Here is a 25,409-nt window from a genome sequence, read left to right as displayed (position 1 = left end):
GCCCTCAACCCGGACCATCCCAGCTCGCACGGGCCGGCATCCGAAACCCTTCACAGGCGCAGACCTTGGCTCTCGTCCCGCAAGCAGACCTGCAGAGAGCCAAGTGGCAGGGCTGTCGGTCAAGATAAATGGAGCGAAGCGACGGACGTCAGGTGAATCCGCTGAGGAAATCCGAAAGCGACATGCCGTTCTTACGGTTCTGTCGGGAGGCATAGGAAAAACCTCTACCAGACCGCGTATTTCGTTGTCGTGGTTTTCCTAGTCCCGAACCCGACAGCGTGACAGACCTCGCATATCTCGAACAGGCGCACGGTGCTTTCGCACCACCGCGGCCGTGATGCTGTCGAGGGCCGTGGGAAGGAGCGTGGCGTGGCGGAATTAACCGAAGAGCAGCTACGATCATGGGTGGGACGGAGCGTCCGGCTTGCGGACGTCCTGACGCTGGAGCAGGCGCTCCGCATGGCGGCGCTGCTGGACCTCGATGTGCCGCCGGCCGACGGCGCCGAGCTTCCGCCGCTCTGGCACTGGGCTTATTTCGCACCGCATGCCCGTCAATCCCTGATCGACATGGACGGCCATCCAGTTCGGGGCGACTTCCTTCCACCAATCGCTTTGCCACGGCGCATGTGGGCCGGGAGCCGGGTGCGCTTCGTGGCGCCGCTTCGCATTGGCCAATCGGTGTCGAGGCGCAGCGAGATTCTGTCCGTCGAACCGAAGAACGGCAAGCAGGGCAGGCTGGTGTTCGTCACCGTGAGGCACGTGCTCTCGAATGAGGCAGGCGTCGCCATCGATGAGGAGCAGGATATCGTCTATCGCGAACCGCCGACCTCCGCATCGCTGCCGCCGCCGTCGGCCGAGGCGAAGCAGGCCGAATGGAGCGATGCGCTCACCCCCGATGCCGTGATGCTATTCCGCTATTCGGCGCTGACCTACAACGCGCACCGGATCCACTATGATCTGCCCTATGCGACGGAGACCGAGTTCTATCCCGGCCTCGTCGTGCAGGGGCCGATGACCGCCACGCTTCTGCTGGCCGCCTTTTGCCGCCGGAGCGATGCGCGGGTCGAGGCATTCCAGTTCCGCGGCCAGTCTCCGCTCTTCGCCGATCGACCCGTCCGGCTTTGCGGCAAAGCGAGCACAACGCCCGGCACCCATGAGCTCTGGGCCGAGGGACCCGGCGGCTACACGGCGATGAGCGCGAACGTTACCATCGGGATCGGCTGACGGACCCCATGCCGATCGACCTCGCAAAATTGATGAACTTTGAGATCCCGGTCGGGCGGCAGGTCGTGACGCCCGAGGCAATCGCGCTTTATGCGCTGTCGGTCGGCGTCGGGCGCGATCCGCTGAACCTGGATCAACTCCCCTATGTCGATCCGCTGCGCGGCCCCGTCGTAATGCCCTCGATGGTGCTGATCATGGCGCATCCAGGCTTCTGGATGGCGGACCCCCGCTCAGGCGTCGATCCGGAAGCGATCCTGCATGCTTCGCAGAGTTTCACTATCCTGGGCGAGTTGCCCGGCGCGGGCGTGGTGGAGAGCCGCAGCCGGGTGACCGAGGTGTTCGACAAGGGGCCGGGCGGCGCTGCCCTCATCGGGACGGTTACTGATCTCTACGATGAAACCAGCCGAGCCTTCGCGAGGCTGGAGCGCGTCACCTTCGTTCGCAATGGCGGCGGCTTCGGCGGCCAGCCGCCGCCGGCGCGCCCCCGCGAGACGGCGCCCGATACGGCACCTGATCAGGTCGTCGATCTCGCGACCGACCCTTTCCAGGCGCTGCTCTACCGCCTCAACGGCGATCTCAACCCCTTGCACAGTGACCCGGCCGTCGCCGCTCGCGCCGGCTTTGCCGCACCCATCCTGCACGGGCTGTGCACGATGGGGGTCGTGACGCACGCCGTCCTTGCCGCTCGTGCACGCTATCGCTCGCAGGCTCTGCGGTCCCTGCGCCTGCGCTTCGTCTCGCCTGTCTTTCCGGGCGAGACGATCCGGACGGAAATCTGGCGCGACGGGCGCTTCCGGGCGCTGGTCCCGGCACGCGAGACGGTCGTGGTCGATGGCGGATCGGCGGAACTGCTCGAGGTAGACGATGATTGATCCCGATATCCGCGAATACATGAACCTCGTGCGCGAGAGCGCTGGGGGCATCGTGCGGCGCGGTGATCTCGGCCGTGTGCGGAAGCTGCGTTTCGGCGAGGCTGGCTTCTGCCGTGACACCTGGCGCGACATCTGCGCCATGGGGTGGCCGGCCATGCGGGTTCCGGAAGCCGGTGACGGCAGCCGGCAGAGCATCCTGCTCTATTGCGCGCTGATGGAAGAACTCGGCGCGGGGCTCGTGCCCGAACCGCTGGTCCCGGCCACTCTCGCCGCGGTCTCGCTGTCGGGCGAGGTCCAGGCGCGCCATCTTGCCGGGGCGATGCTCGTAATCCCGGCCTGGCAGGACAGCCGCGACGCTCTGGTGCCGGAACGCGCTTTGAAGATCGAAGATGGTCGGCTCGACGCGATCAAGCTGCATGTCCCGAACGCCGCCGCGGCTGATGCCTTCCTGGTGATGGGGACGAATGGTGCCGCGCTGGTCAGCGCCGATGCGCCGGGTGTGCAGATCACGACGATGCAGACCCAGGACGGCGGCAACGTCGCCAAGGTCGTCTTCGATGGTGCACCGGCCACGCCTGTCGAAGGCGATCCGCGATCGGCCTTCGCCGAGGCGTCGCTCGCCACGTGTGCCTATCTGCTCGGCCTCTGCGATGCCGCCCTCGCCATGACGGTGGAATATCTCAAGACCAGGGTCCAGTTCGGCAGCCCGATCGGTAGCTTCCAGGCCCTACAGCATATGGCCGTCGATCTGAAGCTTGAGGCCGCATTGACCCGCGCCTCGATCGAGGATGCGGCGGTAAGCTGGGACGCGAGCCCCGCCAGCACGCGCGCCCATGCCGCGATCTCGCGCGCCCATGTCCGCGCGTCGAACGCCGCCATGACCATCACCACCAGCTGCGTCCAGCTTCATGGCGGCATCGGCTTCACTGACGAGCACGACATCGGTCTGTACCTGCGCAAGGCGATGGTCGTGGCCAACCAGTTCGGCAGCGCGGCCGAGCACGCGGCGCATTACGCGTCGCTGCGGCCCCTTCATAGGGAGAGTTGAGCGTGGCCTTCGAGGACTACGACACCGACTACAACGCGCTCGACGACGAAGCCTTTCGCCAGTTGGTGAGGCGCTTTCTGGCGGAGCATCATCCTCCTGATCTCCGTCATCCCGCCAAGCGCCTGCATTGGGAGCAGGCGAAGCCCTGGTATCTGCTGCTGTCGCGGGCTGGCTGGCTGGCGCCTGCCTGGCCGCGCGAGCATGGCGGCATGGGGCTGACGGCGGCCAAGCATCTGATCTATCTCGACGAGTTCGAAACCTTCGGCGCGGCCCGGACGCCCGATCACGGCATCATCCTGCTCGGTCCGCTCCTGATCAATTTCGGGTCGGACGAGCAGAAGCTGCAGTTCCTGCCGCGCATCCTCTCCGGCGAGGACATCTGGTGCCAGGGCTATTCCGAGCCGGGCGCGGGCTCCGATCTCGCCTCGCTGCGGACCGAGGCGGTGATCGACGGCGACGAATGGGTCGTCAACGGGCAGAAGATCTGGACCACGCTCGCAGGCGATGCCGACTGGATCTTCTGCCTCGTCCGCACCGACAAGAGCGGCAAGAAGCAGGACGGCATCAGTTTCCTGCTCATCCCAATGGATACGCCCGGCATCACGGTGAAGCCGATCGTCAATATCGAGATGGATGACGAGTTCTGCGAGGTCTTCTTCGACGAAGTCCGCGTTCCCAAGGGCAATATCGTGGGCAAGATCAACCAGGGCTGGTCGATGGCCAAGGCCCTGCTCGGCTTCGAGCGGATCTTCCTGGGGTCGCCACGGCAGGCCTCGAACGCGCTCGCCAAGCTGCGCCGCCTCGGCGAATTCTATGGTCTCATCAAGGATGCCGCCTTTGTGGGGCGCTATGCCGGGTTCCAGATGGACCTTGAGGACCATCAGAGCCTGTTCGGACAGGTCGCGGACCAGTTGCGCCAGGGCCGGACGCTCGGTCCCGAGGTTTCCCTGCTCAAGCTGAACCAGTCGAACCTCTATCAGCGGATCACCGAATACGGCCTCGAGATCATGGGCTCTGATGCAGCGCTGCTGCATCCGCTCGACGGAAACCGCGACCTCGCGATGACCGGTCAATTCCTGAACGCACGCGCCGCGACGATCTATGGCGGCACGTCGCAGGTGCAGAAGAACATCCTGGCCAAGACGTTGCTCGGCCTGACCTGACCACATGCGAGGACCACGGCTATGACGGGGCTGTTGAACGGAAAAGTGGCGCTGGTGACAGGTGCCGGCAGCGGCATCGGCCGGGCCATCGTGACGGCCATGGCGCGCGCTGGCGCTGCCGTCGTCATCAACGATATCGGCGTTTCACTGTCGGGCGCGGGCGGCAGCGCCGGCCCGGCCGACGAGGTCAAGGCGGAGATCGAGGCCTTCGGCGGCAAGGCGGTGATCAGCCGCGAGACGGTGTCGGAATGGCAGGCCGCGCAGCGCATGGTGGCGACCGCGGTCGATGCGTTCGGCCGGCTCGACATCGTCGTGAACAATGCCGGCATCCTCAGGGACGCCTTCTTCCACAAGATGGAGCCGCAGGACTGGCTCGATGTTGTCAATGTTCATCTCAACGGCTCGTTCTTTGTCAGCCGGGCCGCCGCTGAGGTGTTTCGCGGACAGAATGGCGGCGCCTTCGTGCACATGACGTCGACCTCGGGCCTGATCGGGAACCTGGGCCAGGCTAACTATTCGGCGGCGAAGATGGGCATCATCGGCCTGTCCAAGACGATCGCGCTCGACATGCAGCGCTTTGGCGTGCGCTCGAACTGCATCGCGCCTTTCGCCTGGGGCCGCATGACCGGGAACATCCCGACCGCCACGCCGGACCAGCTCGCGCGCGTCGAAAACCTCAAGCAGATCACGCCGGAGAAGAACGCGCCGCTCGCTGTCTATCTGGCCTCCGATGCCGGGGCCGAGGTCAACGGCCAGATCTTCGCTGTGCGCAAAAACGAGATCATGCTGATGGGGCAGAGCCGCCCGCTGCGCGCCATCCATTCGGCCGAGGAATGGACGCCCGAATCCGTGCGGGACCGCGCCATTCCGGCGCTTCGTCCGTCATTCTATCCCTTGGACCGCAGCCAGGACGTCTTCGCCTGGGACCCGTTCTGACCTCGCCGAGCCCCGCTCAGCACGCAGGAGAAAGCCAATGCGCCGCGCCGCGATCGTCAGCCCCTTGCGCACGCCCGTCGGAACTTTCGGAGGCGCGCTACGGCCCGTGTCGGTCGAGAAACTCGGCGGCATTGTGGCCAAGGCGGTGCTGGAACGGACGGGGCTCGACCCCGCGCTGGTCGAGGACATGGTCTTCGCGCAATCCTACGCCAATTCCGAAACGCCCTGCGTCGGCCGCTGGATCGCGCTCTATGCGGGGTTGCCAATCGAGACGCCGGGCTTGCAAACCGATCGTCGCTGCGGCGGGGGGCTGCAGGCGATCGTCACCGCTGCGATGATGGTGCAGACAGGCGCGTGCGACGTGGTGATGGCCGGCGGCGTCGAGAGCATGTCGAACATCGAGCACTACACGACCGATCTGCGCTGGGGAAAGCGCTCGGGCAGCACCCAGCTTTTCGATCGGCTCGACCGCGGTCGGGAACGATCCCAGCCGGTCCATCGCTTCGGCCATATCTCGGGGATGATCGAGACGGCGGAGAACCTCGCCCGCGACTATCGGATCACGCGCGAAGAGGCGGATGCCTATGCCGCCGAGAGCCATCGGCGAGCCGCTGCGGCCTGGGATGAGGGGCGCTTCGCCGACGAGGTCGTGCCGGTGTCGGTGGTACAGCCGCGCGGCGGCGAGACCATTTTCGAGCGCGACGAAGGTATACGTCCCGGCACGACTGTGGAAAAGCTTGCGGGGCTGCGCGTCATCGCCAAGGACGGCACTGTCACCGCCGGCAACGCCGCCCAGCAGAACGACGCAGCCGCCGCCTGTTTGGTTGTTGCGGAGAACAGGCTCGAAGCCCTCGGCCTCGATCCGGCTGCCTTCCTGGTCGGCTGGTCAGCTATTGGCTGCGACCCGTCGCGCATGGGCATCGGACCCGTTCCCGCCATCGCAAAGGTGCTGCGCAAAACCGGTCTGTCGCTCGACCAGATGGATCTCGTCGAGATCAACGAGGCCTTCGCCGTCCAGGTGCTTGCCTGCATGCGCGCGATGAATTGGGAGCGCCACGAGATACTGAACGTCAATGGCTCGGGAATTTCGCTCGGGCACCCGATCGGCGCGACTGGCGTGCGCATCATGACGACGCTGCTGCACGAGCTGAAACGGCGCGGCGGGCGCTACGGACTGGAAAGCATGTGCATCGGCGGGGGGCAGGGCATGGCGGCCGTCTTCGAGCGTGCGTGACGGGCCCAAGCATGACACGGCTCGATCTTTCCCGGCATGTTAGGGCCGGCGATACGCTGATGTGGGGGCAGTCGCATGCCGAGCCGCGCCGCCTGGTGCAGGCGCTGATCGAACAGCGGCACGCGATCGGCCGGACGCGGTTGTTCCTCGGCATCGGACAGGCGGGCGACCTTGGCCCCGAGCACGCCGATGCCTTCGATTTCCTCTCCTATTGCGGCAGCGGGTCGAACCGGCGGCTGGCGTCAGAGGGTCTCATCGACATCCTGCCGGTCCACTACTCCTCGCTGCCGACCCTGCTTTCGCAGCCGCCGCTGAAGGTGGACGTGCTTTTCCTGCAAGTCTCGCCCCCCGATGATCAGGGCCGGCATTCGCTCGGCATGGCGCGCGAATACCTGCTGGAGGCGCTGAGGCGCGCGCGTGTCGTGATCGGCGAGATCCATCCGGATGTGCCGTGGACCTTCGGCGGACCCTACCTCACGGCTAAGGACTTTACGGCGCTGGTGGCATCCGATCTGCCGTTCCCCGAAGGCGCTCCCGCGCGGATCGGCGAGACCGAGCTCGCGATCGGGCGCCACGCGGCGGCGCTGATCGAGGACGGCGCGACGCTGCAGGTCGGCATCGGCACGATCCCCGATGCCGCGCTTGCGCAGCTCCGCGACCGGCGCGATCTCGGCGTCCATTCAGGCGCGATTGGCGAGGGCATCGCCGCTCTATGCGAAGCCGGCGTCGTCACCAATGCCCGCAAGGAGATCGACAGGGGCGTCACTGTCGCGGGCTCCCTGATCGGCGGCGCGGCGCTGAGGGCCTACGCTCATCTCAACAAGGCACTCGAAATGCGAGGCGCCGAGTATACGCATGCGGCTGTGACCCTGGGGCGACTCCATCGCCTCGTTGCGCTGAACTCAGCGATCGAGGTCGATCTCGGCGGTCAGGTCAACAGTGAGACGGCCCGCGGCACTTATGTCGGAGCGGTGGGCGGCATCGTCGACTTCCTGCGTGCCGCCGGCGCGAACGAGGGCGGCACTCCAATCGTCGCCTTGCCATCGACCGCCGGCAGCCATAGCCGCATCGTCGCTCGGATCGACGGGCCGGTGACGGTCGCACGCAGCGAGCCCGTCATCGTCGTGACGGAATACGGCGTGGCCGACTTGCGTGGGCGGACATTGTCGCAGCGCGCCCGCAGCCTGATCGCGGTCGCGCACCCCGCGCATCGCGAGGAACTGGAGCGCGAGGCGCGGGCAAGCTTCGGTCGTCTGGGCTAGATGCCGGACCCTCTGCTTGCGAAGCGAGCCCGGCCCGTCAAAGTGTCAAAAGGATTTCGGCAGGCCGAGGACATGTTCGGCTACATAGGAGAGAATCAGGTTCGTGGAGATCGGCGCAACCTGATACAGCCGGGTCTCGCGGAACTTGCGCTCGACATCGTACTCGCAGGCGAAGCCGAAGCCGCCATGAAACTGGATGCAGGAATTGGCCGCTTCCCATGACGCCTTGGCGGCGAGGTATTTCGCCATGTTCGCCTGGGTCCCGCAGGGCTGCCGCGCATCATAGAGCCGGCAGGCCTCGAAGCGCATCAGATTGGCCGCCTCGATCTCGATGAAATCGCTTGCGATCGGGAATTGCACGCCCTGGTTCTGGCCGATCGGGCGGCCGAAGACGACACGCTCGCTGGTATATTGCGTCACCTTGTCGATGAACCAGTAGCCATCGCCGATGCACTCGGCCGCGATCAATGTGCGTTCGGCATTCAGTCCCGTCAGGATATATTTGAAGCCCTGGCCTTCCTCGCCGATCAGGTTCTCTTCGGGAATTTCGAGATTGTCGAAGAATAGTTCGTTGGTCTCGTGGTTGACCATGTTGCGGATCGGCTGGACGGTGAGCCCGTTTCCGGTCGCCTCCTTGAGATCGACGATGAAGATCGACATGCCTTCCGAGGGCTTGCGGACCTGGTCGAGCGGCGTGGTGCGCGCCAGCAGGATCATCAGGTCGGAATGTTGGATGCGGCTGATCCAGACCTTCTGCCCGTTGATGACGTAGCGGTCGCTCTTCTTGACGGCGGTGGTCTTGATCTTGGTGGTGTCGGTGCCGGTCGTAGGCTCCGTCACGCCCATCGATTGCAGGCGTAGTTCGCCTGTGGCGATCCGCGGCAGGTAACGCTGGCGCTGCCGCTCGGAGCCGTGCCGGATCAGCGTGTTCATGTTGTACATCTGGCCGTGGCACGCGCCGGAATTGCCGCCGGAGCGGTTGATCTCCTCCATGACGATCGAAGCTTCCGTCAGTCCCAGCCCGGAACCGCCGTATTCTTCCGGAATCAAGGCGGCCATCCAGCCGGCCTTGGTCAGGGCATCGACGAACGCCTCCGGATAACCGCGCTCGTCGTCGACCTTGCGGTGATACTCGGCGGGAAACTGCGCGCAGAGATCGCGCACTGCCTCGCGGATGTCGGTGTGATCGTTTCCGCCTACATATTGGAACGCCACAGCGATCCTCCCATCTCTCTAAACAGCGATCGCTTGGTGAAGCGCCCGACGCAAGCTGCAGCGCGCTTCCCCGCCAGTTCGCGCGATCCGACTTTGGGCCTCGGCTCAGCCCGGCTCATGTGCGAGGGACTAAGCGCGCCCTGATGCCGCCGAGGCAGGTGTCTGCGATGAGGTCGGCGATCTCGTTCACGCTCATATGATCCCGATACCAGTCCGAAACGCGATTGAGGCCGCTGAGGAGAAACGGCACGAACAGCGTGAGATTGAGATTTGGGTCGACTTCGCCGGTCTGCTTGCCCGACTTCAGGAACTCGACCCAGAAATCCGCATATTCTTTCCGGGTGACGCGCGCCTTCCGCTTGATGATCGGCGGCAGGTGTTCATAGACGCGAATGAACGGCATCGACTGATCGACCATGCAGGCCGTATGCGCGCGGATGGCGACGCGCAACCTGTCCTCGAAACTGGCGCTCGGCGGCATGGACGAAACCTGCCGCGCGACCTGCTCCAGGATCATCCGCACGCCCACATTCATGATCTCCAGCAGGATTTCGTCCTTGGAGCCGAAGTGGTGATAGAGGCTGCCCGCCTTCATCTGGATCTTTTCGGAGATCGACCGCATCGTGCAGGCCGGATACCCCTCGGACGCGATCAACGTCGCCGCGCTGCGGAGAATTTCGTCCCGCGTCGCGCCGTCGAGCCTGCTCGTCGCTATATCGAGCCCTGCGTTGCCGGTATCCGTCTTCATGCGCGCTCTGATCATTCGATAATGCCGTTCAGGCTTTCGCGCCGGCCTCGATCCAATCCTCACGCGGCGGCGTGAAGAGATCATACTCGACCGTGTCTTCCAGAGCCTCGACGGCATGCGGCAGGTTCGACGGGATCAGAATGACCTCGCCCGCGCGAACCGTCACAACCTGCTCCCTGTTCTCGCCGAGGAAAAAGCGAAGGCAACCTTCCACGACATGGGTGAACTGCTCATGGACGTGATGATGCGATCCGACGACCGCGCCCTTCGCGAAGGTGACTCGGCCGATCATGGCCTTTTCGCTGGTGATGAAGCTGCGCGCGATGTCGGGGCTGAACTGCTCGACCGGCCTCTCCGTCCAGGCGAAATGTGTTGCTTGCACCATTTGAGGCCTCCGAGGTCAATCCAGTCGAGCGTCAAGAAGGAGTTCGCTCGATGGAGTGCTGCAATCGATCCGTTCCCGCAATGCAGCGCTTTTCACTATAGCAAAGTCCTATGGCGCAGGCAGCCGATCGGGCGATCCGGTTGCATTCGAGACCTCTCCGACTGAAGAACGAGGCAATCGAACTGTCAGGCATCCCTCTCGGAGGGAGAAAAGCCGGCCCGGCCCTTATCGGCCGCAGGCGACCGTGGGAGGAGATGGGATGACGATGGACGTGCTCTCGCATGTGCGGGTGCTCGATTTCGGGCGATACATTGCCGGTCCCTACTGCGCCGCGCTGCTTGCCGATCTCGGTGCCGAAGTCATCCGTATCGAACGCCCCGGCTCGAATGACGACCGTTACGTCATGCCCGTGACGCCGGAGGGCGAGGGAGCCCTCCATATCCAGGTCAACCGTAACAAGAAGAGCATCGCGCTGGATCTGAGCGCGCCGGACGCGCGCGAAATCGTCGAGCGCTTGATCGCATCGGCGGATGTGGTCGTGGCGAACCTGCCACCGGCCGCGCGAGCCAGGCTGGGCCTGGACTACGAGACGGTATCGCGGATCAAGCCGGACATCATTTTGTGCACCGTATCCGCCTTCGGGACGCGAGGCGCCGATGCCAACACGATCGGCTTCGACGGGACCGGCCAGGCCTTGAGCGGTGCGATGTATCTGACCGGCGTCGAAGGCCAGCCCTATCGCTCCGCTGTTTCCTATGTCGACTACAGCACGGCGATCGCATCCGCTCTCGGAACACTTGCGGCCTTGATGCGCCGCGACCGGACCGGGAAGGGCGAGCATGTCGAGACCTCACTGCTCAACACCGCCCTGACGATGACCAACACCATGCTCATCGAGGAAGCGTCGGGCGCACGCAGCCGCAAGCCGACCGGCAATCGCACCCCCATCGCCGCGCCATCGGACATCTTCCCGACGGCCGATGGATGGATCCTCGTGCAGGTGATCGGCAACGAGATGTTCGAGCGCTGGATCAGGCTCGTCGGTGCGGACGAGTTGCGCGGCGATCCTCGCTTCATCGACGACATGCGACGCGGTGACAACGGCGAGTTTCTCAGCGCGCGAACGGCCGAGTGGTCGCGCCAGCACAGCACCGAGCGCTGCCTGGAGCTGCTCAAGCAAGCGCGTGTCCCCGGCTGCAAGGTCTTGAGCCCGGGCGAGGCGCTGCGCCACCCGCAGGTCGCCGATGGCGGGTTGCTCGACTGGATTTCATATCCCGGTCTCGGTGGGGACGTGCCGATCGCCGGCTCTCTCTTCACGCTCGCCAGCGATCCGGCCGCGAAGCCCATGCCATCGCCGGTCCTTGGTGCCGACACCGAAGCCTTGCTGGAATCGATCGGATACAGCCGGGACGAGATCGAGCGGCTGACCGGGGCAGGGGTCGTGACAATAGCCGGGGCAGACCGCCTTCCGGCTCACGATGCGGTAACTTGATGTCGCCGAACCGGAAGGGCATCAAACCGGACCGTCTCCGTGGCGCGGCTGCCTGCTCGCAGGATGGCTGTGCGGCAGGCCTGGGCCTCTTCCCAGGATCGACGCCCCAGCTTCCAAGGCCGGACCTGTCCTGTCGCCACATCGAGGATTTCTGAATGCAAACTGCCATCCAGCTCGTTGCGGTCGCGTTGCAGATCGGGGCGGTCTACATCCTGTTCTCGCTGGGACTGACGCTGATCTTCGGCGCGATGCGGATCGTCAATTTCGCGCATGGACAGTTCTTCACGCTCTCGCCGCTCATCGTCGCGGTCGGAACGCCCTATCTGATCGCACAGGGGTGGCCCACCGTCTGGGCCTTTCTGCTCTGCGCCCTGGTCGCGATCCTGCTCTCCGCACTGCTGGGCTATCTGATGTACCAGTTCGGCTTCCGGTACAGGCAGCGTGACTTCGTCGGCTCCTTCGTCCTGTCGCTTGGCTTCCTGCTGTTCATCGAGGGCATCTTCCTGGAGACATTTGGTGGCGCGGTGCGGTCGGTGCCGCCGCTGATCGAGGGCGTCGTCACCATCGCAGGGACGCCAATCTCCTCCCAGCGCCTTCTGCTTTGCCTGATCACCGTGGTGCTCACGGCCCTGCTGTATGCGGCGCTGACGCTCACCCGCCTGGGCAAGGCGCTCCGGGCCGTCGCCATCGACCATGAGGCAGCCCAGCTTCAGGGCATCCCCTACCAGCGCCTCGCGATGATCGGCTTCGTAATCGCCTCGGTGATGGCGTCGGTCGCCGGCGTGCTGATATCGCCGGTCTCCGTCGTCACACCCACGATGGGCAACGACTATCTCATCAAGGGCTTCATCGCGGTCGTCCTGGGCGGTCTGGGCAGCATACCCGGAGCCATACTGGGCAGCCTCTTCATCGCCCTCGTGGAAAGCATCGGCGGCTTTTTCTTCGACCCCTCCAGCGCAAGCATCGCGGTCTTCATCCTGGTGATGCTCATCCTGCTGGTTCGTCCGCGAGGGCTGCTCGGCAATGCATAAGAATCTTCTCATCGCCTTAGCGATCATCGGTGTCTTGCTCACCCTCATCACCCGCGACCCCTACCTTCTCAGCCTGATGAAATGGATGGCGGTCGGAGCATTGATCGCCGCCAGCATGCGGCTGGTGATGCTGTTCGGTGAGCTCAACATGGCGACCGGGGCATTCGTCGGGATTGGAGCCTATTCGGCGGCGGTCTCGCTGACGATGTTCGATCTGCCCTTCTTCCTGACCCTCCTGATCGCGGGCGTCGTGGCGGCGGCGGTGAGCCTTCCCTTCGGCTTCGTCACGCTGAGGACCAAGGGGCCATACTTCAAGTTGATCGGCTTCGCTTTCGCCGAGGTCATCCGCATCATCATGACGCAGAGCAAGGTCCTGGGCGGCAATTCGGGCATTATCGGCATCTTCCCGCCGATGTATCTCGATCAATATTATCCGACCTTCGTGGTCGTGGTCGTGATGGCCCTGATCTTCATCATGTATCGCGTCGAGAAATCGGATTACGGCAACCTTCTGGCCGCGATCAAGGACAACGACGCCGTCGTCCAGACGGTCGGCATCAACGTTCACCTCGCCAAGGTTGCCTGCTTTGCGCTGGCCTCCTTCATCGCCGGCATAGCCGGATCGCTCCAGGCCTATGGCAACAACGTCATCAGCCCCGGCGACTTCACTTTCTTCCTGTCGGTCTACGCGCTGGCCTATCTCAAGATCGGCGGCGAGAACTCCATTTTCGGCCCCATCGTCGGTGCGATCGTCCTGATCTTCGTCGGCAGCATCGCGCTGACCTACGGCTCCGGCGAACTCGTCATCTATGGCGGTGCCATCATACTTGGCGCGCTCTTCATGCCGCAGGGCATCGTCGGCGTGATCGGCAAGACGTGGACTCGCATCTTCGGCCGGGCCGGGGCCTCGGTCGCCAAGGCGCCAGCAGTGGCGGGCAACAAATGAGCACGACATCAGGACAGCCGCTCTACCGGATCGAAAACCTCACCAAGCGGTTCGGGGGCCTTGTCGCGGTCTCCGAACTGACGATGGAAATCCGCGAGGGTGAGATTCTCGGCCTGATCGGGCCCAACGGCGCCGGCAAGAGCACCACGTTCAATCTCATCTCCGGGTTCTACAAGCCGACCACAGGCGTCCTGACCTTCGACGGCCGTGTCGTCACCGGCATTGCCCCAGAGAAGATCGCAAGGCTCGGCATGGCCCGGACATTCCAGCACGGCAGCCTGATGCGCGAGCTGACCGTCCGGGACAATATTCGCGTCGGAGCCACCGGCTCGCTCGACAACCACGCGGACCGCATGAGGCGTGTGGAGGAAACGGCCGAGATCCTCGGCCTGACGCGCTACCTCGACGAGCTCGCCGGCATTCTGCCGCATGGCATACAGCGTCTGGTGAGCATCGGCATCGCCTTCGCGACACGTCCGCGACTGCTGTGCCTGGACGAGCCGCTGACCGGCCTCAACCAGTCCGAGGTCGTCAATACGCTGGCGACGTTCTCGGAGATCCGCGACAGCTTCAAGACGACGATCCTGCTGGTAGAACACAACATGAAGGCCGTCATGAAGATCTGCGAGCGCATCGTCGTGCTGCATCACGGCCGCAAGCTCTCGCAAGGCACACCCGCCGAAATCCGAAGCGACGCCAGTGTCGTCTCCGCCTACCTTGGAACGCACAATGCAAGCTGACAGCGTCGCACTGCTCGTCTCCGATCTCCATGCTTCCTATGGCCCGACGCCCGTGCTCACCGGCGTCAGCCTCGAGGTTCGCCGGGGCCAGATCGTCACTATGATCGGCGCCAACGGCGCCGGGAAATCGACGCTGATGAAGGCTGTCTGCGGGCTCGTGAAGCCATCGAGCGGCCATGTCGTGCTGCATGGCAATGACATCACGGGAACGCAGCCGGATCGCATCGTGGGGTCCGGGCTCTCGCTGGTTCCGGAGGGGCGACGCCTCTTCGGCACCATGACGATCCGCGAGAATTTGGAGCTCGGGGCCTATTCGCGTCCCGATCAGCACCGCGTCAAGGACGATCTGGAGCGCGTACTGAACTATTTTCCGGCCCTGAAGGGCCGGCTGTCGGAGCGAGCCGGTTCGCTCAGCGGAGGGCAGCAGCAGATGGTCGCCGTGGCGCGCGCACTGATGAGCGCTCCCAAGGTCCTGCTGCTCGACGAACCGACGATCGGCCTGGCGCCAGCCATCGTGGCGACCATCGCCGATATCATCCAGACGATTGCCAAGAGCGGCGTCGACGTTTTGCTGGTGGAGCAAAACGCGGAGACCGCGCTTGCCGTGGCCGATTACGGTTACATCCTGGAAAACGGCGCTGTCGTGACCCATGGCCCGTGCAAGGGGTTGGCCAGCAGCGAACAGGTGCAGCAGGCCTATCTCGGGATTTGAGCCGAGCATCGCGCAACCCCGCCTACCGAGGACCATCGATGACACCCAGATATGACGACTACCAGCGGCTCCTGTTCGACCGGCCGGCAGACGGCGTGCTGCGCGTGACGATCAACCGTCCGGAGCGGCTGAACGCACTCGATGCCCGCGGGCATCGCGAGCTCGCCTATGTCTGGCAGGAGATCGACAAGGACGCGAGCGTCAGGGCCGTCATCCTCACCGGAGCTGGAAAGGTATTTTCGGCCGGCGGCGATTTCGAAGTCGTCGAACACCTGAACAACGACCATCAGGCGCGCGCCGAGATGTGGCAGGAAGCGCGAGACCTCGTCTACAACGTAATCAACTGCTCCAAGCCGATCATCTCGGCGATGCGCGGGCCGGTGGTCGGCGCGGGGCTCGTGGCGGGCATCCTGGCGGACGTGTCGATTGCCTCGAAGACAGCGAAGATCCTCGACGGGCATACGCGCCTCGGCGTCGTCGCCGGCGACCATGGCGCGATGATCTGGCCTTTGCTCTGCGGCATGGCGAAGGCGAAGTACTACCTGATGACCTGCGAGCCGTTGAGCGGCGCCAAGGCCGAAGAGATCGGCCTGATTTCGCTGGCGGTCGAGGATGAGGAGGTCGAGGCGAAGTCGATCGAGGTTGCTTCACGTCTCGCGGCCAGCGCGACGACGGCGATCAGCTGGACGAAATACGCTCTCAACAACTGGTTGCGGCTGGCCGGCCCCTCCTTCGACGCCTCGCTTGCGCTCGAGATGCTGGGCTTCGGCGGCCCCGACGCGAAGGAAGGTCTTGCGTCACACCGGGAAAAGCGTCCGCCGCAGTTCCACCCCAAGGCCTGACGGGCAGGTACGAAGTTACAAGTTTTCGCCGGAACGCCACGCGGCCGTTCCGGCGATTTTCGTTTGGCCCGATGACAGCGGCCCGCGCTTCAGGCGGCGGAGGTCTTCGCCAGTGCGGCGATTTCCTCAAGCGCCTCCGGGTTGTCCAGCGACGAGATGTCGCCCGCGCGCGTGCCGGAATAGGCGTGGCGCACGAGACGCCGCATGATCTTTCCGGAGCGGGTCTTGGGGAGCTGGCTCACCACATAGACCTCCGCAGGCTTGAAGGGCTTGCCCAGCCGTTCAGCCACCGCTGCCGCGGCGCGGCTTTCGACCCCGTCGGGCGCCTGGCCGGGGGCGAGAACCAGGAACAGCACGAGCATCTGCCCCTTGACCGGATGCGCGATGCCGACGGCGGCAGCCTCGCTGACCTCGTCGAACTCGAGCACGACCTCCTCGACCTCGGCCGGCCCGAGACGCTTGCCCGCGACCTTGATGGTGTCGTCGGAGCGACCCATGATCAGGTACGAACCGTCCTGCGCCTTGAAGGCGAGGTCGCCATGCACCCACAGGCCAGGAAGCTGGCTCCAATAGGTATCGAGGTAGCGCTCGTCATCCTGCCAGAACGATGCGGTCATGCCGATGAAAGGCTGGCGCATGACCAGCTCGCCGATTTCGCCGACGACTGGCCTGCCGTCCGGATCCGCGATGATGACATCGATCCCGGGCGTCACGGTGTTGAAGCCGCCTGGCACTATCGGCCTCACCTGCACGCTGGACAGAAGACCGCCCGAAACCTCCGTGCCGCCGGTATAGTTGATGACGGGGCTGCCATTGGCGGCGAAGCTGTCCTGGAACCACAGGAAGTGCTCGGCATCGATGACCTCGCCGGCCGTAATCAGCGTGCGCAACGTCGAGCGGTCATGCTTGAGGGCAAGCTCCTCATTCGCCGCAAGCCCGCGGATCAGTGTCGGCGATGAGCCGAAATGCGTTGCGCCATAGGTCTCGACCAGCTGCGACATGCGCGACCAGTCCGGGAAATCCGGCGCACCCGTGTACAGGATCAGCGTGGCGCCGCGCAGTAGCGCGACGCTGAGGATCAGCGTGCCGGCAATCCAGCCCATATCGGCCGGCCAGCAGAAGACGTCACGCTCGCTGACATTGAAGTGAACGGCGGAGTCGTGTGCGATGCGCAGGGGGAAGCCGCCATGGGTGTGGACGGCGCCTTTGGGCTTGCCTGTCGTGCCGGAGGTGTAGATCACCAGGAACGGGTCCATCGGAGACATGCCGCGGGCCGGCGCTCCATCATCCGGCGCCGAGGCCACCGCGACGAAGTCGATACCGTTCTCCGGCAGCTCCGTGCCCGGCGCGCGTTTCCAGATGACTTTCTCGATGGCAGGGAGCTGCCGGCAGACTTCCCGCACCACCTCGGCGACATCGACGATTTTGCCCCGCCGGACGAAGCCGGTGGCAGCGATAAGGGCCTTGGCACCCGCGGACCCGAGGCGCGAGACAACCGCCTCATGACCGAAACCGGAGAACAGCGGCACGAAGATCGCGCCGATATAGGACAGCGCTATCACCGAAAGTGTCGCTTCGATGCCGTTGTCGATCAGCAGGCCGACACGGTCCCCTACCGTGATGCCTTGTGCCCGAAGCCCAGCCGCCAAACGCCTGACGGCCACCGCCAGCTCCGCGAAAGTCAGCGATGTGGCATTGCCCGCTTCATCCTCCGCCACCACCGCAACGCGGCCGGCGAAGTCCGGATCGTCCGCGCGCGCGAGGACAGTGTTGACCCAGTTGAGCTTGCCGCCGGGGAACCAGGCCGGGAATTCCTTGCCGCGGGTGAGGTCGACATAGCCGGTCGGCTCCTCGTCCCAGCGAAACTTGAGGAAGTTCATCGCGCCGCGCCAATAGCGCTCCGGGTCCTCGACGGAGAGTTTCAGCAGGCTGTCGAAGTCCGAGAGCCCGAAGGTCGATGCCAGCTTCAGGGCATTGGCACTTTCGAAGTGATGCGGCTGCGGTCGCCAGGGCTTCTTATCGAACATGGATGCAGTTCCGTGGGATCGCCGGCTCCTCTGGAGGCCGGTGGTCGAGGATGATGGCCGAGGGGCGCGATGCCGTATCGGGGTGAGCGTCCAGCACTGCCACCCGGCCGAGTTGCCGGCGGCGTCAGTAGATGGTCACGCCGCTATCGACCGCGAAAATCTGCCCGGTCACCCGGCGTGATTCGTCGGAGCCGAGATAGAGCGCCATGTAAGCCATATCGATCGGCTCGCAGGGGCCGAGCAGGCATTGGTCGAGCGTCGCTTTCGCCTCGGGGCGCGATTCGACGAGATGGCGAACGCGTTCCGAAAGCGTCAGGCCCGGAGCGATCGCGTTCACGCGAATACGGTCGGGCGCGTATTCATGCGCCATGGAGCGCGTCATGGAGGATACCCCGCCCTTGGCCGCGGTGTAGCAATCGCGCTCCGGCATCGACATCAGCGCGACCATCGAGGAAAAATTGATGATCGAGCCGCCGCCGGCGTTCTTGAGCTCGGGAATGCCGTGCTTGCAGACCAGGAAGGTGCCGTAGAGATCGAGCTTGATCGCACGCCAGAACTCCTCGTCCGGAGCGTCCGTCACGCGCGCATCCTGAGGTGTCGACCCGCCGGCCGCGTTGCAGAGAATGTCGATCTTTCCGAAGGCCTGGACGGTGCGGGCAAGACCGGCAAGAACGCTTTCGGCGGTCGTGACATCGACCTGCCCGGCGACCGCTGCGCTCGCATCGCCGCAGGTTTCGGCTGCGGCCGCCGCGATCTCGGCCTTGATATCGCCGACGAAGACGCGCGCGCCCTCCTTGACGAACTGGCGGCAGATCTCGCTGCCGATGCCGCCGCCCGCTCCCGTGACGAAAGCTACTTTGCCATCAAGCCTGCCCACTGCGTCGTCTCCCATTTTCTGTTTTTAATGTCACCGCGGCGCTGCCGCGACGCATCTCAGTTCGAACGTCCAGACTTCACGATTCTCCGGACTTCATCTTGCGCCTGGTTTCGCCATAGCGATCGCTGACACGCCGGTCGCCCGTGACGGTCTCCGGCGTCGTGCCCTCGCTCCGGCGGGGATAGTCGGTGTAGCCGAGCGCGCCCGGCGTGTAGAACGTTTCTCGGATGGGCACGTTGAGATCGGCTTCGTCGGCAAAGCGTTCGACGAGGTCGGGGTTGGCGATGTAGGCGCGGCCGTAAGCGATCAGATCGGCATCGCCCGCAGCCAGAGCCGCATTGCCGCTGGCTCGGCTGTGATCGGTCGCGCTGATGATGGGCCCGTCGAAGAACCGGCGGAAATGGGAGCACATCGACACGCCCTGCGGCAGAGGCAGCCCGCTGATGTCGTTGAACGGTTCCATGACATGCAGATAGGCGACACCCATGCGCGACAGCGTCGCGCAGACATGCTCGAAGAGCGGCAACGTCTCGTCGTCGACTGTGATGCCGGAGAGGCCATGGACGGAAGGGTTGATGCGGATGCCGACGCGACCGAGGCGGATTTCCGAACCGACCGCCTCGAGCACCTCGACGAGGAAGCGCGTGCGGTTCTCGATGCTGCCGCCAAAGGCGTCGCCGCGCCGGTTCATGCTCCTGGCGAAGAACTGGTTGAACAGGTAGCCGTTAGCCGCATGCAGTTCGACGCCGTCGAAGCCCGCGACCACGGCATTGCCGGCGGCCTTGCGGAACTCCTGGACCGTCTCGCCGATCTCGGGCTCGGTCATCGCCTGCGGCGTCACCGTGTCGGTATGGCCGTTGGGCCCGAAGATCTTGTCGCGCGGGTTGACGGCCGAGGGCGCCAGGGGCGGCCGGCCGCCCAGCAGATCGGGATGCGACATCGCCCCAACATGCCAAAGCTGGCAGAATATCCGACCGCCGGCATCGTGGACGGCCTGGGTGACCCGTTTCCACCCCTCCGTCTGCTCGCGCGAGTGGATGCCGGGCACATTGATGTAGCCGACGCCGCGCGGGCTGACGAAAGCCCCTTCGGTGATGAGCAGGCCAGCCGAGGCGCGTTGGCGATAATATTCCGCGATCAGTTCCGTCGGCGCCGTGTCAGGATTGTCGGCGCGACACCGCGTCATCGGCGCCATGCAGACGCGGTTGGGAAGCCGCAAGTCGCCGAGATCGAAAGGCTGTAGCAGGGGCTGGTTCATCGCTTCCCGTCTCAGATCATCCAACCGGCGCGCTCGCCGTCGAGAATGGCCGCATCGGCCTGGCGCGGAGCGACGGCGTCGCCCACGACGAGCACATCGCCCGCCATGCCGTCGAGCGCGCGGGCGAGGCCGTCATTGGCGACATTGCCCATGGCGAGGACGACCGGCCCGGCATGATCCAGGACGTGCCCGGCACCGGTGAAGCGGTCCTCGCAGGTCACGCTGTCCTCGCCGATCTCGACCACGAAGGTCGCGGTCTTAACCGCGATGCCGAGCACTGCCAGGCGGCGATACAATGCTGGCGCGTGATGGACTGGGAGATCCGCGCCGGCATATATGTGCGGCGTCACGATGGTCACCTGGGCCCCGCTCTCGGCGAGCCTTTCGGCCGCGGCGGTCCCCGCGAGATGCGGATCGTCCTCAACGACGAGGACGGGCCCCGAGACGGGCCCTTCCATTCCGAAGACATCCGCGACGGAAAGAACGCGATCCCGCTCCGCGCCGGCGATGCTGATATGTCCGGGCCGCAATGTCGTGTAGCCGTCTCGCCTCGGAACCGAGCCGGTCGCGACCACGATCGCATCGTACCCGCCCCGGCGCAGAAGGACCTCGTCCGCCGTGACGTTCAGGCGCACGTCGACGCCGACCCGATCGAGCATCAGCGCCTGCCACCGGTGAATCTCGGCATAGCCGCGCCGGGACTTGACCGAGGCGGTCATCAGGTTCTGCCCGCCGAGCGCGGAGCCGCGCTCGAAAAGGGTGACGTCGTGCCCGCGTTCCGCGGCGACGCGAGCGGCTGCCATGCCCGCCGGGCCGCCGCCGACCACGGCGACTTTTCGGCGCTTCTCGGCCGGGCGCATGCTGCCGATGCCGAGCTGTCCCTCGCGGCCGACAGCGGGATTATGGACACAGCCGACGCCGCGCCCGCGATCGAGCCCGACGATGCAGGACTGGTTGGAATAGGTGCAGATCCGGATGCCGTCGCGGTCGCCGCGGGCTGCCTTGTTGGGAAATTCGGGGTCGGAGAGCAGGGCACGCGCCATGCCGACGAAATCGGCCTGGCCCGATACCAGCACAGCTTCGGCGTCCTCCGGCGTGCCGATGCGCGAACTGACACAGATGCGGAGGCCCGGAACCGCCTCGCGAATCCGGCCGGCATAGGGTGCGAACTGGGCCGAAGGCGCGGTGATGTCGGCGATCCAGCCGGGATAGCTCAGCGAAGTCATGCCGCTGACGTTGAGATAGCTGACCGGCTCGCTGGCGAGGACCCTCGCAATCTCGATCGAGTCTTCAATCTCAAGCCCGCCGGGCACCTTGTCGCTCGAATTCATCCGCACGCCGATCAGGAAGTTCGCGCCCACGGCTTTGCGGATAGCCCGGATGCCGTCGACCAGGAACCGCATCCGATTGGCGAGCGATCCGCCATAGGCGTCGGTGCGCTTGTTGCTGGCCGGCGAGAGAAACTCGTGCAGCATGTAGCCCTGGGCGGCGAAGACCTCGACGCCGGCGGCGCCCGCTTCCTGCATGTTCAGGGCCGCGGCAACCATCGTCGCCACGTATTCCTCGATGTCCGCGGCGGTCATCTCCTTGGGGATTTCGCCGGTGCGGGGGCAGGCGATCGCTGATGGCGCCAGGAGCGGCAGCCCGAACTGCGAGGTACCGGGCGAACGGAGCTGACGGCCGCTGATATTGAGCTGGGAGACGAAATGTCCGCCAAGGGCGCGGATCGCGTCGATCATCCTGCGGTAATGCGGCTGCAGGGCGCGGTCATTGGCCATGTCAAGCCCGCCCAGAGCCGAGGTTTCCAGAGCCCCGCCCCAGCTCCCCATCCGTGGCCATGACTCGGGCATCAGGAAGTTGGACATGATGATGAGGCCGGCGCCGCCTTTGGCGCGCTCGACATGGTAGTCGATGGTCCGGTCGATGGCCGAGCCGTATCCCGCCCCGAAGACCACGGCATGGGGCATCATCGCGATGCGGTTGCGCAGCGTGACATGACCTAGGGTGAGGGGGCTGAACAGGTTCGGGTAGTTCTGTGCCATGGCGCTCAGGGTCCGGTCAGATCGACCGTCGGGAGGTCAGGCCTCCATCGACGGTGCAGATCACCCCGGAGGTGTAGGCCGAGCGCGGGGAGGCGAGGAAGGCGAAGAGGTCCGCGACCTCCCTGATATGGGCAGGCCTGCCGAGAGGATATGCGGCGAGAAGCTCGGTGTAGCGGCTCTCGTCGCCATGCAGCTCCTGCGCGCGGCGCTTCATGACCTTGACGATGCGGTCCGTCGCCACGGGGCCGGGATTGATGCCGACGACCCGGATGCCGTCGTCGAGGCTGCGGCCGCCGAGCGCCCGGGTGAAGGCCATCAGCGCGGCGTTGCCGGTCGAGCCGGCGATGTAGCGCGCGTCGAAATTCTCGCCGCCATTACCGATATTGTTGAGGATGACGCCCCGGCCTCGCGCCTTCATGCGGGGATAGATCGCACGGCAGAGATCGATATAGCCGAGCACCTTGACGTCCCAGCCGTCGCGCCACGCCGTCGCATCGATCTGGAACAGGTCTCCGCCGGGGATGGCGCCAGCGTTGTTGACTAGCACGTCGATGTCACCTGCCGCTTGCGCAATCGCCTCGACTGCTCCCGCCGCGGCGATGTCGGCCTGCTGGGTCACGACCTCTACCCCGTGCGCCGCCCGCAACCGCGCGGCGAGATGCGCCAGCTTGTCGGCCGAGCGTGCGACAAGATGCAGATGCGCGCCTTCCTCGGCGAAAACCTCGGCCAGGCCTTCGCCAATGCCCTGCGAGGCGCCGGTCACCAACACGCGTTGTCCTGCAAGCTGCAGATTCATTCGAGGCTCCGGCTCTTCGCTTCCCCAGCATACGTATTGCCTTCGAGCCGTCAGCGGCAGTCGCCGAAGCGACCGCCTCGGTTATCCAAAGGGCTTTCCTATACCGCGCCAGCGGATGTCGCGGCGGGGTCTCGGCACCCTCTCAACCCCCGAAAACGAAAAACTCCCTAACGTTCATTCGGTTGTATCATGAACGCTCATCATCGGTTACGATTGCTTGCCGCAGGGCCAAAAAAACAAGATTCTGCAGGGAGGACGATATGCTCAAGGAACGGCATGTGACGCCGGCGATCGACGTCAAGCAGGTCCATTATTTCATGACGTTGGCCGAATGCGGCACGATCTCGAAGGCGGCCGACGTGCTCGGCCTCGCTCAGCCATCGTTGACCGAACATATCGTGCGGCTTGAAAAGAAGCTCGACGCCAAGCTCGCGATCCGCGGTCCGCGCGGCATAACGCTGACGGAAGCCGGCCGTCTCCTGGCGCGGGAGGGGCAGGGTCTCATCGACGCGGCGCGCAGCCTGACCAACGGGCTGCACCAGCTGCGCAACGAGCTGAGGGGCACGGTTTCCATCGCCTTGCCGCCCTCGATCAGCGCTCTGCTCAGCATTCCCTTGGCCGAGACGGTCCGCCTCGAATACCCGGGCATCAAACTGCACATCACCGAAGGCCTCACCGGTCACATCCTGGACTGGATCGAGCGCGAGAGGGTCGATATGGGCTTCGTCTACATGAAGGTCTCGACCGCGATCTTTCAGGCCAAGCCGGTGCTGCGCGAGGACATCTTTCTGATTTCGGCGCCCGACAACATGCCGGTCGAGCCCAATGCGGACGGCGAGTACGTCATCGAGCCCCATCAGCTCAGCGAGCTTCAACTGGTGATGCCGAGCCGCCCCCACAGCGCGCGGCATGTCCTCGAGAGCTTCGCGAGCGAGAACAATATCACGCTCGACGTGGTGCTGGAACTGGATTCGCTCTCGCAGGTCATCGAGATGGTCAGCCGGGCGAGCGCCTATACGTTCCTGCCGCATGCCGCCGTGGCGACGGCGGTCCGGGATGGAAAGCTCGCGCTGGTGCGTATCGCGAACACGCCCTTCCAACGCACCGCCTATCTGACGCGCAAGCGCTCGCGGCTCGTTTCCATGGCTGCCGTTAAGATCGAGGCGACGATCACCAGCATATTGAAAGAGCTGATCGAGAAATACGACGTCTCGGCGACGGTCATCGAAGAGCGCGCGCCGGTCAACTGAACGCTGTCGGCGTCTGCTGCGCTTCGCGCGGGCGAAACGTTCCCTTCCAAATCGACCCCGCGTAACGACCGGACTTCGGTGTTGCGCGGGGTCGCTCTGTCTTACTTCTTGAGGCGTCCGGCCAGTTCCTCCGGCACCACGCGGGTGAGTTCGACGAGCTTGCCGTTCTGAACCTGCGTGACGATGACCGGGATCAACTCCTGCTGTGCCACCTCATAGGTCTCCTTGCCGCCGAAAGCCGACTGTCCGTAGAAGGACTGGAAGGTGATCTCGGGCATCGCGGCGGCGACCTTTTTCGGGTCGATGCTCTGCGCCTTCTCGATCGCGGCCTTCAGGGCGAAGGGCGCGTCATAGGCGCCGAGGGTGGTGCCGCTGACGGGTTCGCCGGTTGCTGCCAGAAGGTCGGTGTTCAGCTTGACCTGGGCCGGGGTTGCCACCTTGCCGTCGACCGAGACCGCCGCGCCCATATACGTGCCGTTGGCCGCTTCGCCGCCTGTGGTCAGGATCGCCTCGGCGCTCGTGCCGGTGCCGTTAAGCTTGATGCCTTTCCATCCGAGGATGGCAAGCTCCTTGAGGATCGTGCCGGCAACGCCGGGAGGCGTGCCGCCGAGATCGATCACGTCCGGGTTCAGTGACGCGAGCTTTCCGACGATGGGCTGGAACTCCGTCGTGCCGCGCTCGAACCAGTCGCTCGACAGCACCTTGACGCCGTTCTTGGCCCAATTCTTCTGGCTTTCCGGCTCGAGTTCCTGGCCGCTGGCGTCGTTCGGGTTGACCAGAACGACCGTCTTGATATTCGGATTCTTCTCCTTGATGTAGGCCGTGAGCGGGCCGAACAGCTCGAACGGCGTGTTCATGACCGTGAAGGTCAGCGGGAATTGCTTGCCCTTGAGCGACCGGCCCCAGGCATTCGTCATGAGAAGCACGCCGGCTCGCTCGCTCAGCGACTGGAACGCGCGTGCCGGAGCGGTGCCGAGCGCCAGGGCGACGAACTTGACGCCGTCACGGTTGATCAAGGTCTGCGCGACCTTGGAGCCATCAGCCGCGTTGTACTTGTTGTCATAGGCCAGGCATTCGAAATTATAGGTGGTCGTGCCGACCTTGATGCCGCCCGAATCCTTGATCTCCTGGGCAGCGCGATCACAGAGCCACTTCGTCTGCTTGCCCCAGTTCGCGGCATCACCCGACATCGGCACGGACATGCCGAGCTTGATGATGTCGGCGGCCTGTGCGGCGGGCGTCAGCGCTGCGGCGAGGGCGCCGAGAGATACGGCCAAACCAATCCGGAACTTCATGTCTTTTCCTCCCA

23 protein-coding genes are annotated in these 25,409 nt (G+C 64.9%); 14 read left to right on the top strand and 9 right to left on the bottom strand.

Annotated features, from left to right (window positions below; genetic code table 11):
- Window positions 1-369: 369 nt before the first annotated feature.
- The 7 genes from ACODTJ_RS08360 to ACODTJ_RS08330 are packed head-to-tail and all read left to right on the top strand — an operon-like array spanning window position 370 to window position 7,739.
- The gene (locus tag ACODTJ_RS08360) at window positions 370-1,224 is read left to right on the top strand and encodes an HTD2 family dehydratase (protein WP_488848150.1); all 855 of its coding nucleotides are present in this window, start codon (window positions 370-372) and stop codon (window positions 1,222-1,224) included.
- A gap of 8 nt (window positions 1,225-1,232) precedes the next feature.
- Window positions 1,233-2,096, top strand: coding sequence for a MaoC/PaaZ C-terminal domain-containing protein (locus ACODTJ_RS08355; RefSeq protein ID WP_488848148.1), 864 nt, complete (start codon window positions 1,233-1,235; stop codon window positions 2,094-2,096).
- Window positions 2,089-3,144: an acyl-CoA dehydrogenase family protein gene (locus tag ACODTJ_RS08350; RefSeq protein ID WP_488848146.1), complete on the top strand. Its 1,056-nt coding sequence runs from the start codon at window positions 2,089-2,091 to the stop codon at window positions 3,142-3,144. The genes ACODTJ_RS08355 and ACODTJ_RS08350 overlap by 8 nt, the downstream gene beginning before the upstream one ends.
- Before the next feature lie 2 nt (window positions 3,145-3,146).
- Window positions 3,147-4,307: an acyl-CoA dehydrogenase family protein gene (locus ACODTJ_RS08345; protein ID WP_488848144.1), complete on the top strand. Its 1,161-nt coding sequence runs from the start codon at window positions 3,147-3,149 to the stop codon at window positions 4,305-4,307.
- A 21-nt stretch (window positions 4,308-4,328) separates the two neighbouring features.
- Window positions 4,329-5,243: an SDR family NAD(P)-dependent oxidoreductase gene (locus ACODTJ_RS08340; protein ID WP_488848143.1), complete on the top strand. Its 915-nt coding sequence runs from the start codon at window positions 4,329-4,331 to the stop codon at window positions 5,241-5,243.
- A gap of 37 nt (window positions 5,244-5,280) precedes the next feature.
- Complete coding sequence (locus ACODTJ_RS08335; protein WP_488848142.1) at window positions 5,281-6,477, top strand: acetyl-CoA C-acetyltransferase; 1,197 nt, start codon at window positions 5,281-5,283, stop codon at window positions 6,475-6,477.
- Window positions 6,478-6,488: 11 nt separating this feature from the next.
- Window positions 6,489-7,739, top strand: a complete 1,251-nt coding sequence (locus ACODTJ_RS08330) for an acetyl-CoA hydrolase/transferase family protein (protein ID WP_488848140.1) — start codon at window positions 6,489-6,491, stop codon at window positions 7,737-7,739.
- Window positions 7,740-7,784: 45 nt separating this feature from the next.
- Here ACODTJ_RS08330 and ACODTJ_RS08325 read toward each other — a convergent pair whose 3' ends face one another.
- The 3 genes from ACODTJ_RS08325 to ACODTJ_RS08315 form a co-directional block, all read right to left on the bottom strand.
- A complete protein-coding gene (locus ACODTJ_RS08325) occupies window positions 7,785-8,954 on the bottom strand; it encodes an acyl-CoA dehydrogenase family protein (protein ID WP_488848138.1) in 1,170 nt (389 codons plus the stop codon).
- 115 nt (window positions 8,955-9,069) lie between these two features.
- On the bottom strand, window positions 9,070-9,702 hold the full coding sequence (locus ACODTJ_RS08320) for a TetR/AcrR family transcriptional regulator (RefSeq protein ID WP_488848136.1): 633 nt from the start codon (window positions 9,700-9,702) through the stop codon (window positions 9,070-9,072).
- Window positions 9,703-9,730: 28 nt separating this feature from the next.
- Window positions 9,731-10,087 (bottom strand): cupin domain-containing protein, encoded by a 357-nt coding sequence (locus ACODTJ_RS08315; protein ID WP_488848134.1) that lies wholly within the window; start codon window positions 10,085-10,087, stop codon window positions 9,731-9,733.
- A gap of 259 nt (window positions 10,088-10,346) precedes the next feature.
- On the opposite strand from ACODTJ_RS08315, the gene ACODTJ_RS08310 reads away from it, so the two are divergent.
- The 6 genes from ACODTJ_RS08310 to ACODTJ_RS08285 all read left to right on the top strand — a co-directional run bounded on the left by ACODTJ_RS08310 (window position 10,347) and on the right by ACODTJ_RS08285 (window position 15,850).
- Window positions 10,347-11,579 (top strand): CaiB/BaiF CoA transferase family protein, encoded by a 1,233-nt coding sequence (locus tag ACODTJ_RS08310; RefSeq protein WP_488848132.1) that lies wholly within the window; start codon window positions 10,347-10,349, stop codon window positions 11,577-11,579.
- A gap of 155 nt (window positions 11,580-11,734) precedes the next feature.
- The gene (locus ACODTJ_RS08305; protein ID WP_488848131.1) at window positions 11,735-12,610 is read left to right on the top strand and encodes a branched-chain amino acid ABC transporter permease; all 876 of its coding nucleotides are present in this window, start codon (window positions 11,735-11,737) and stop codon (window positions 12,608-12,610) included.
- A complete protein-coding gene (locus ACODTJ_RS08300; protein ID WP_488848130.1) occupies window positions 12,603-13,556 on the top strand; it encodes a branched-chain amino acid ABC transporter permease in 954 nt (317 codons plus the stop codon). Before ACODTJ_RS08305 ends, ACODTJ_RS08300 begins: the two co-directional genes overlap by 8 nt.
- Window positions 13,553-14,296 (top strand): ABC transporter ATP-binding protein, encoded by a 744-nt coding sequence (locus tag ACODTJ_RS08295; RefSeq protein ID WP_488848128.1) that lies wholly within the window; start codon window positions 13,553-13,555, stop codon window positions 14,294-14,296. Before ACODTJ_RS08300 ends, ACODTJ_RS08295 begins: the two co-directional genes overlap by 4 nt.
- Entirely contained in the window at window positions 14,286-15,008 is a 723-nt protein-coding gene (locus tag ACODTJ_RS08290) for an ABC transporter ATP-binding protein (protein WP_488848126.1), read from the top strand. Before ACODTJ_RS08295 ends, ACODTJ_RS08290 begins: the two co-directional genes overlap by 11 nt.
- Window positions 15,009-15,046: 38 nt before the next feature.
- Window positions 15,047-15,850: an enoyl-CoA hydratase/isomerase family protein gene (locus ACODTJ_RS08285; protein WP_488848125.1), complete on the top strand. Its 804-nt coding sequence runs from the start codon at window positions 15,047-15,049 to the stop codon at window positions 15,848-15,850.
- 89 nt (window positions 15,851-15,939) lie between these two features.
- On the opposite strand, the gene ACODTJ_RS08280 is transcribed toward ACODTJ_RS08285, so the two are convergent.
- The 5 genes from ACODTJ_RS08280 to ACODTJ_RS08260 all read right to left on the bottom strand — a co-directional run bounded on the left by ACODTJ_RS08280 (window position 15,940) and on the right by ACODTJ_RS08260 (window position 22,850).
- Window positions 15,940-17,877: an AMP-binding protein gene (locus tag ACODTJ_RS08280; protein WP_488848122.1), complete on the bottom strand. Its 1,938-nt coding sequence runs from the start codon at window positions 17,875-17,877 to the stop codon at window positions 15,940-15,942.
- Window positions 17,878-18,001: 124 nt separating this feature from the next.
- Window positions 18,002-18,754 carry an SDR family NAD(P)-dependent oxidoreductase gene (locus ACODTJ_RS08275; protein WP_488848120.1) on the bottom strand — a complete coding sequence of 251 codons (753 nt, stop codon included), beginning with the start codon at window positions 18,752-18,754 and terminating at the stop codon, window positions 18,002-18,004.
- Between the two features lie 76 nt (window positions 18,755-18,830).
- Window positions 18,831-20,012, bottom strand: a complete 1,182-nt coding sequence (locus ACODTJ_RS08270; RefSeq protein WP_488848118.1) for an alkene reductase — start codon at window positions 20,010-20,012, stop codon at window positions 18,831-18,833.
- A gap of 11 nt (window positions 20,013-20,023) precedes the next feature.
- On the bottom strand, window positions 20,024-22,054 hold the full coding sequence (locus tag ACODTJ_RS08265; RefSeq protein ID WP_488848116.1) for an FAD-dependent oxidoreductase: 2,031 nt from the start codon (window positions 22,052-22,054) through the stop codon (window positions 20,024-20,026).
- A 16-nt stretch (window positions 22,055-22,070) separates the two neighbouring features.
- Window positions 22,071-22,850 (bottom strand): SDR family oxidoreductase, encoded by a 780-nt coding sequence (locus ACODTJ_RS08260; RefSeq protein WP_488848114.1) that lies wholly within the window; start codon window positions 22,848-22,850, stop codon window positions 22,071-22,073.
- A 260-nt stretch (window positions 22,851-23,110) separates the two neighbouring features.
- Here ACODTJ_RS08260 and ACODTJ_RS08255 point away from each other — a divergent pair, with 260 nt between their 5' ends.
- A complete protein-coding gene (locus ACODTJ_RS08255) occupies window positions 23,111-24,100 on the top strand; it encodes a LysR family transcriptional regulator (protein ID WP_488848112.1) in 990 nt (329 codons plus the stop codon).
- A gap of 101 nt (window positions 24,101-24,201) precedes the next feature.
- On the opposite strand, the gene ACODTJ_RS08250 is transcribed toward ACODTJ_RS08255, so the two are convergent.
- A complete protein-coding gene (locus ACODTJ_RS08250) occupies window positions 24,202-25,395 on the bottom strand; it encodes an ABC transporter substrate-binding protein (RefSeq protein WP_488848110.1) in 1,194 nt (397 codons plus the stop codon).
- Window positions 25,396-25,409: the final 14 nt, after the last annotated feature.

The sequence above is a fragment of the Allobosea sp. FG18 genome, from assembly GCF_057809495.1.
The sequence above is the reverse complement of the archived record's forward strand: the minus strand, read 5'-3'. Positions and strand labels throughout refer to the sequence as shown.

What these genes read in the sequence shown, in the direction of transcription:
- ACODTJ_RS08330 (WP_488848140.1), top strand. Translation starts at nt 6,489, where the DNA reads ATGACACGGCTCGATCTTTCCCGGCATGTTAGGGCCGGCGATACGCTG.
- ACODTJ_RS08355 (WP_488848148.1), top strand. Translation starts at nt 1,233, where the DNA reads ATGCCGATCGACCTCGCAAAATTGATGAACTTTGAGATCCCGGTCGGG.
- ACODTJ_RS08290 (WP_488848126.1), top strand. Translation starts at nt 14,286, where the DNA reads ATGCAAGCTGACAGCGTCGCACTGCTCGTCTCCGATCTCCATGCTTCC.
- ACODTJ_RS08280 (WP_488848122.1), bottom strand. Translation starts at nt 17,877, where the DNA reads ATGTTCGATAAGAAGCCCTGGCGACCGCAGCCGCATCACTTCGAAAGT.
- ACODTJ_RS08270 (WP_488848118.1), bottom strand. Translation starts at nt 20,012, where the DNA reads ATGAACCAGCCCCTGCTACAGCCTTTCGATCTCGGCGACTTGCGGCTT.
- ACODTJ_RS08320 (WP_488848136.1), bottom strand. Translation starts at nt 9,702, where the DNA reads ATGAAGACGGATACCGGCAACGCAGGGCTCGATATAGCGACGAGCAGG.
- ACODTJ_RS08350 (WP_488848146.1), top strand. Translation starts at nt 2,089, where the DNA reads ATGATTGATCCCGATATCCGCGAATACATGAACCTCGTGCGCGAGAGC.
- ACODTJ_RS08260 (WP_488848114.1), bottom strand. Translation starts at nt 22,850, where the DNA reads ATGAATCTGCAGCTTGCAGGACAACGCGTGTTGGTGACCGGCGCCTCG.
- ACODTJ_RS08255 (WP_488848112.1), top strand. Translation starts at nt 23,111, where the DNA reads ATGCTCAAGGAACGGCATGTGACGCCGGCGATCGACGTCAAGCAGGTC.
- ACODTJ_RS08300 (WP_488848130.1), top strand. Translation starts at nt 12,603, where the DNA reads ATGCATAAGAATCTTCTCATCGCCTTAGCGATCATCGGTGTCTTGCTC.
- ACODTJ_RS08285 (WP_488848125.1), top strand. Translation starts at nt 15,047, where the DNA reads ATGACACCCAGATATGACGACTACCAGCGGCTCCTGTTCGACCGGCCG.
- ACODTJ_RS08250 (WP_488848110.1), bottom strand. Translation starts at nt 25,395, where the DNA reads ATGAAGTTCCGGATTGGTTTGGCCGTATCTCTCGGCGCCCTCGCCGCA.
- ACODTJ_RS08340 (WP_488848143.1), top strand. Translation starts at nt 4,329, where the DNA reads ATGACGGGGCTGTTGAACGGAAAAGTGGCGCTGGTGACAGGTGCCGGC.
- ACODTJ_RS08335 (WP_488848142.1), top strand. Translation starts at nt 5,281, where the DNA reads ATGCGCCGCGCCGCGATCGTCAGCCCCTTGCGCACGCCCGTCGGAACT.
- ACODTJ_RS08310 (WP_488848132.1), top strand. Translation starts at nt 10,347, where the DNA reads ATGACGATGGACGTGCTCTCGCATGTGCGGGTGCTCGATTTCGGGCGA.
- ACODTJ_RS08295 (WP_488848128.1), top strand. Translation starts at nt 13,553, where the DNA reads ATGAGCACGACATCAGGACAGCCGCTCTACCGGATCGAAAACCTCACC.
- ACODTJ_RS08305 (WP_488848131.1), top strand. Translation starts at nt 11,735, where the DNA reads ATGCAAACTGCCATCCAGCTCGTTGCGGTCGCGTTGCAGATCGGGGCG.
- ACODTJ_RS08315 (WP_488848134.1), bottom strand. Translation starts at nt 10,087, where the DNA reads ATGGTGCAAGCAACACATTTCGCCTGGACGGAGAGGCCGGTCGAGCAG.
- ACODTJ_RS08265 (WP_488848116.1), bottom strand. Translation starts at nt 22,054, where the DNA reads ATGGCACAGAACTACCCGAACCTGTTCAGCCCCCTCACCCTAGGTCAT.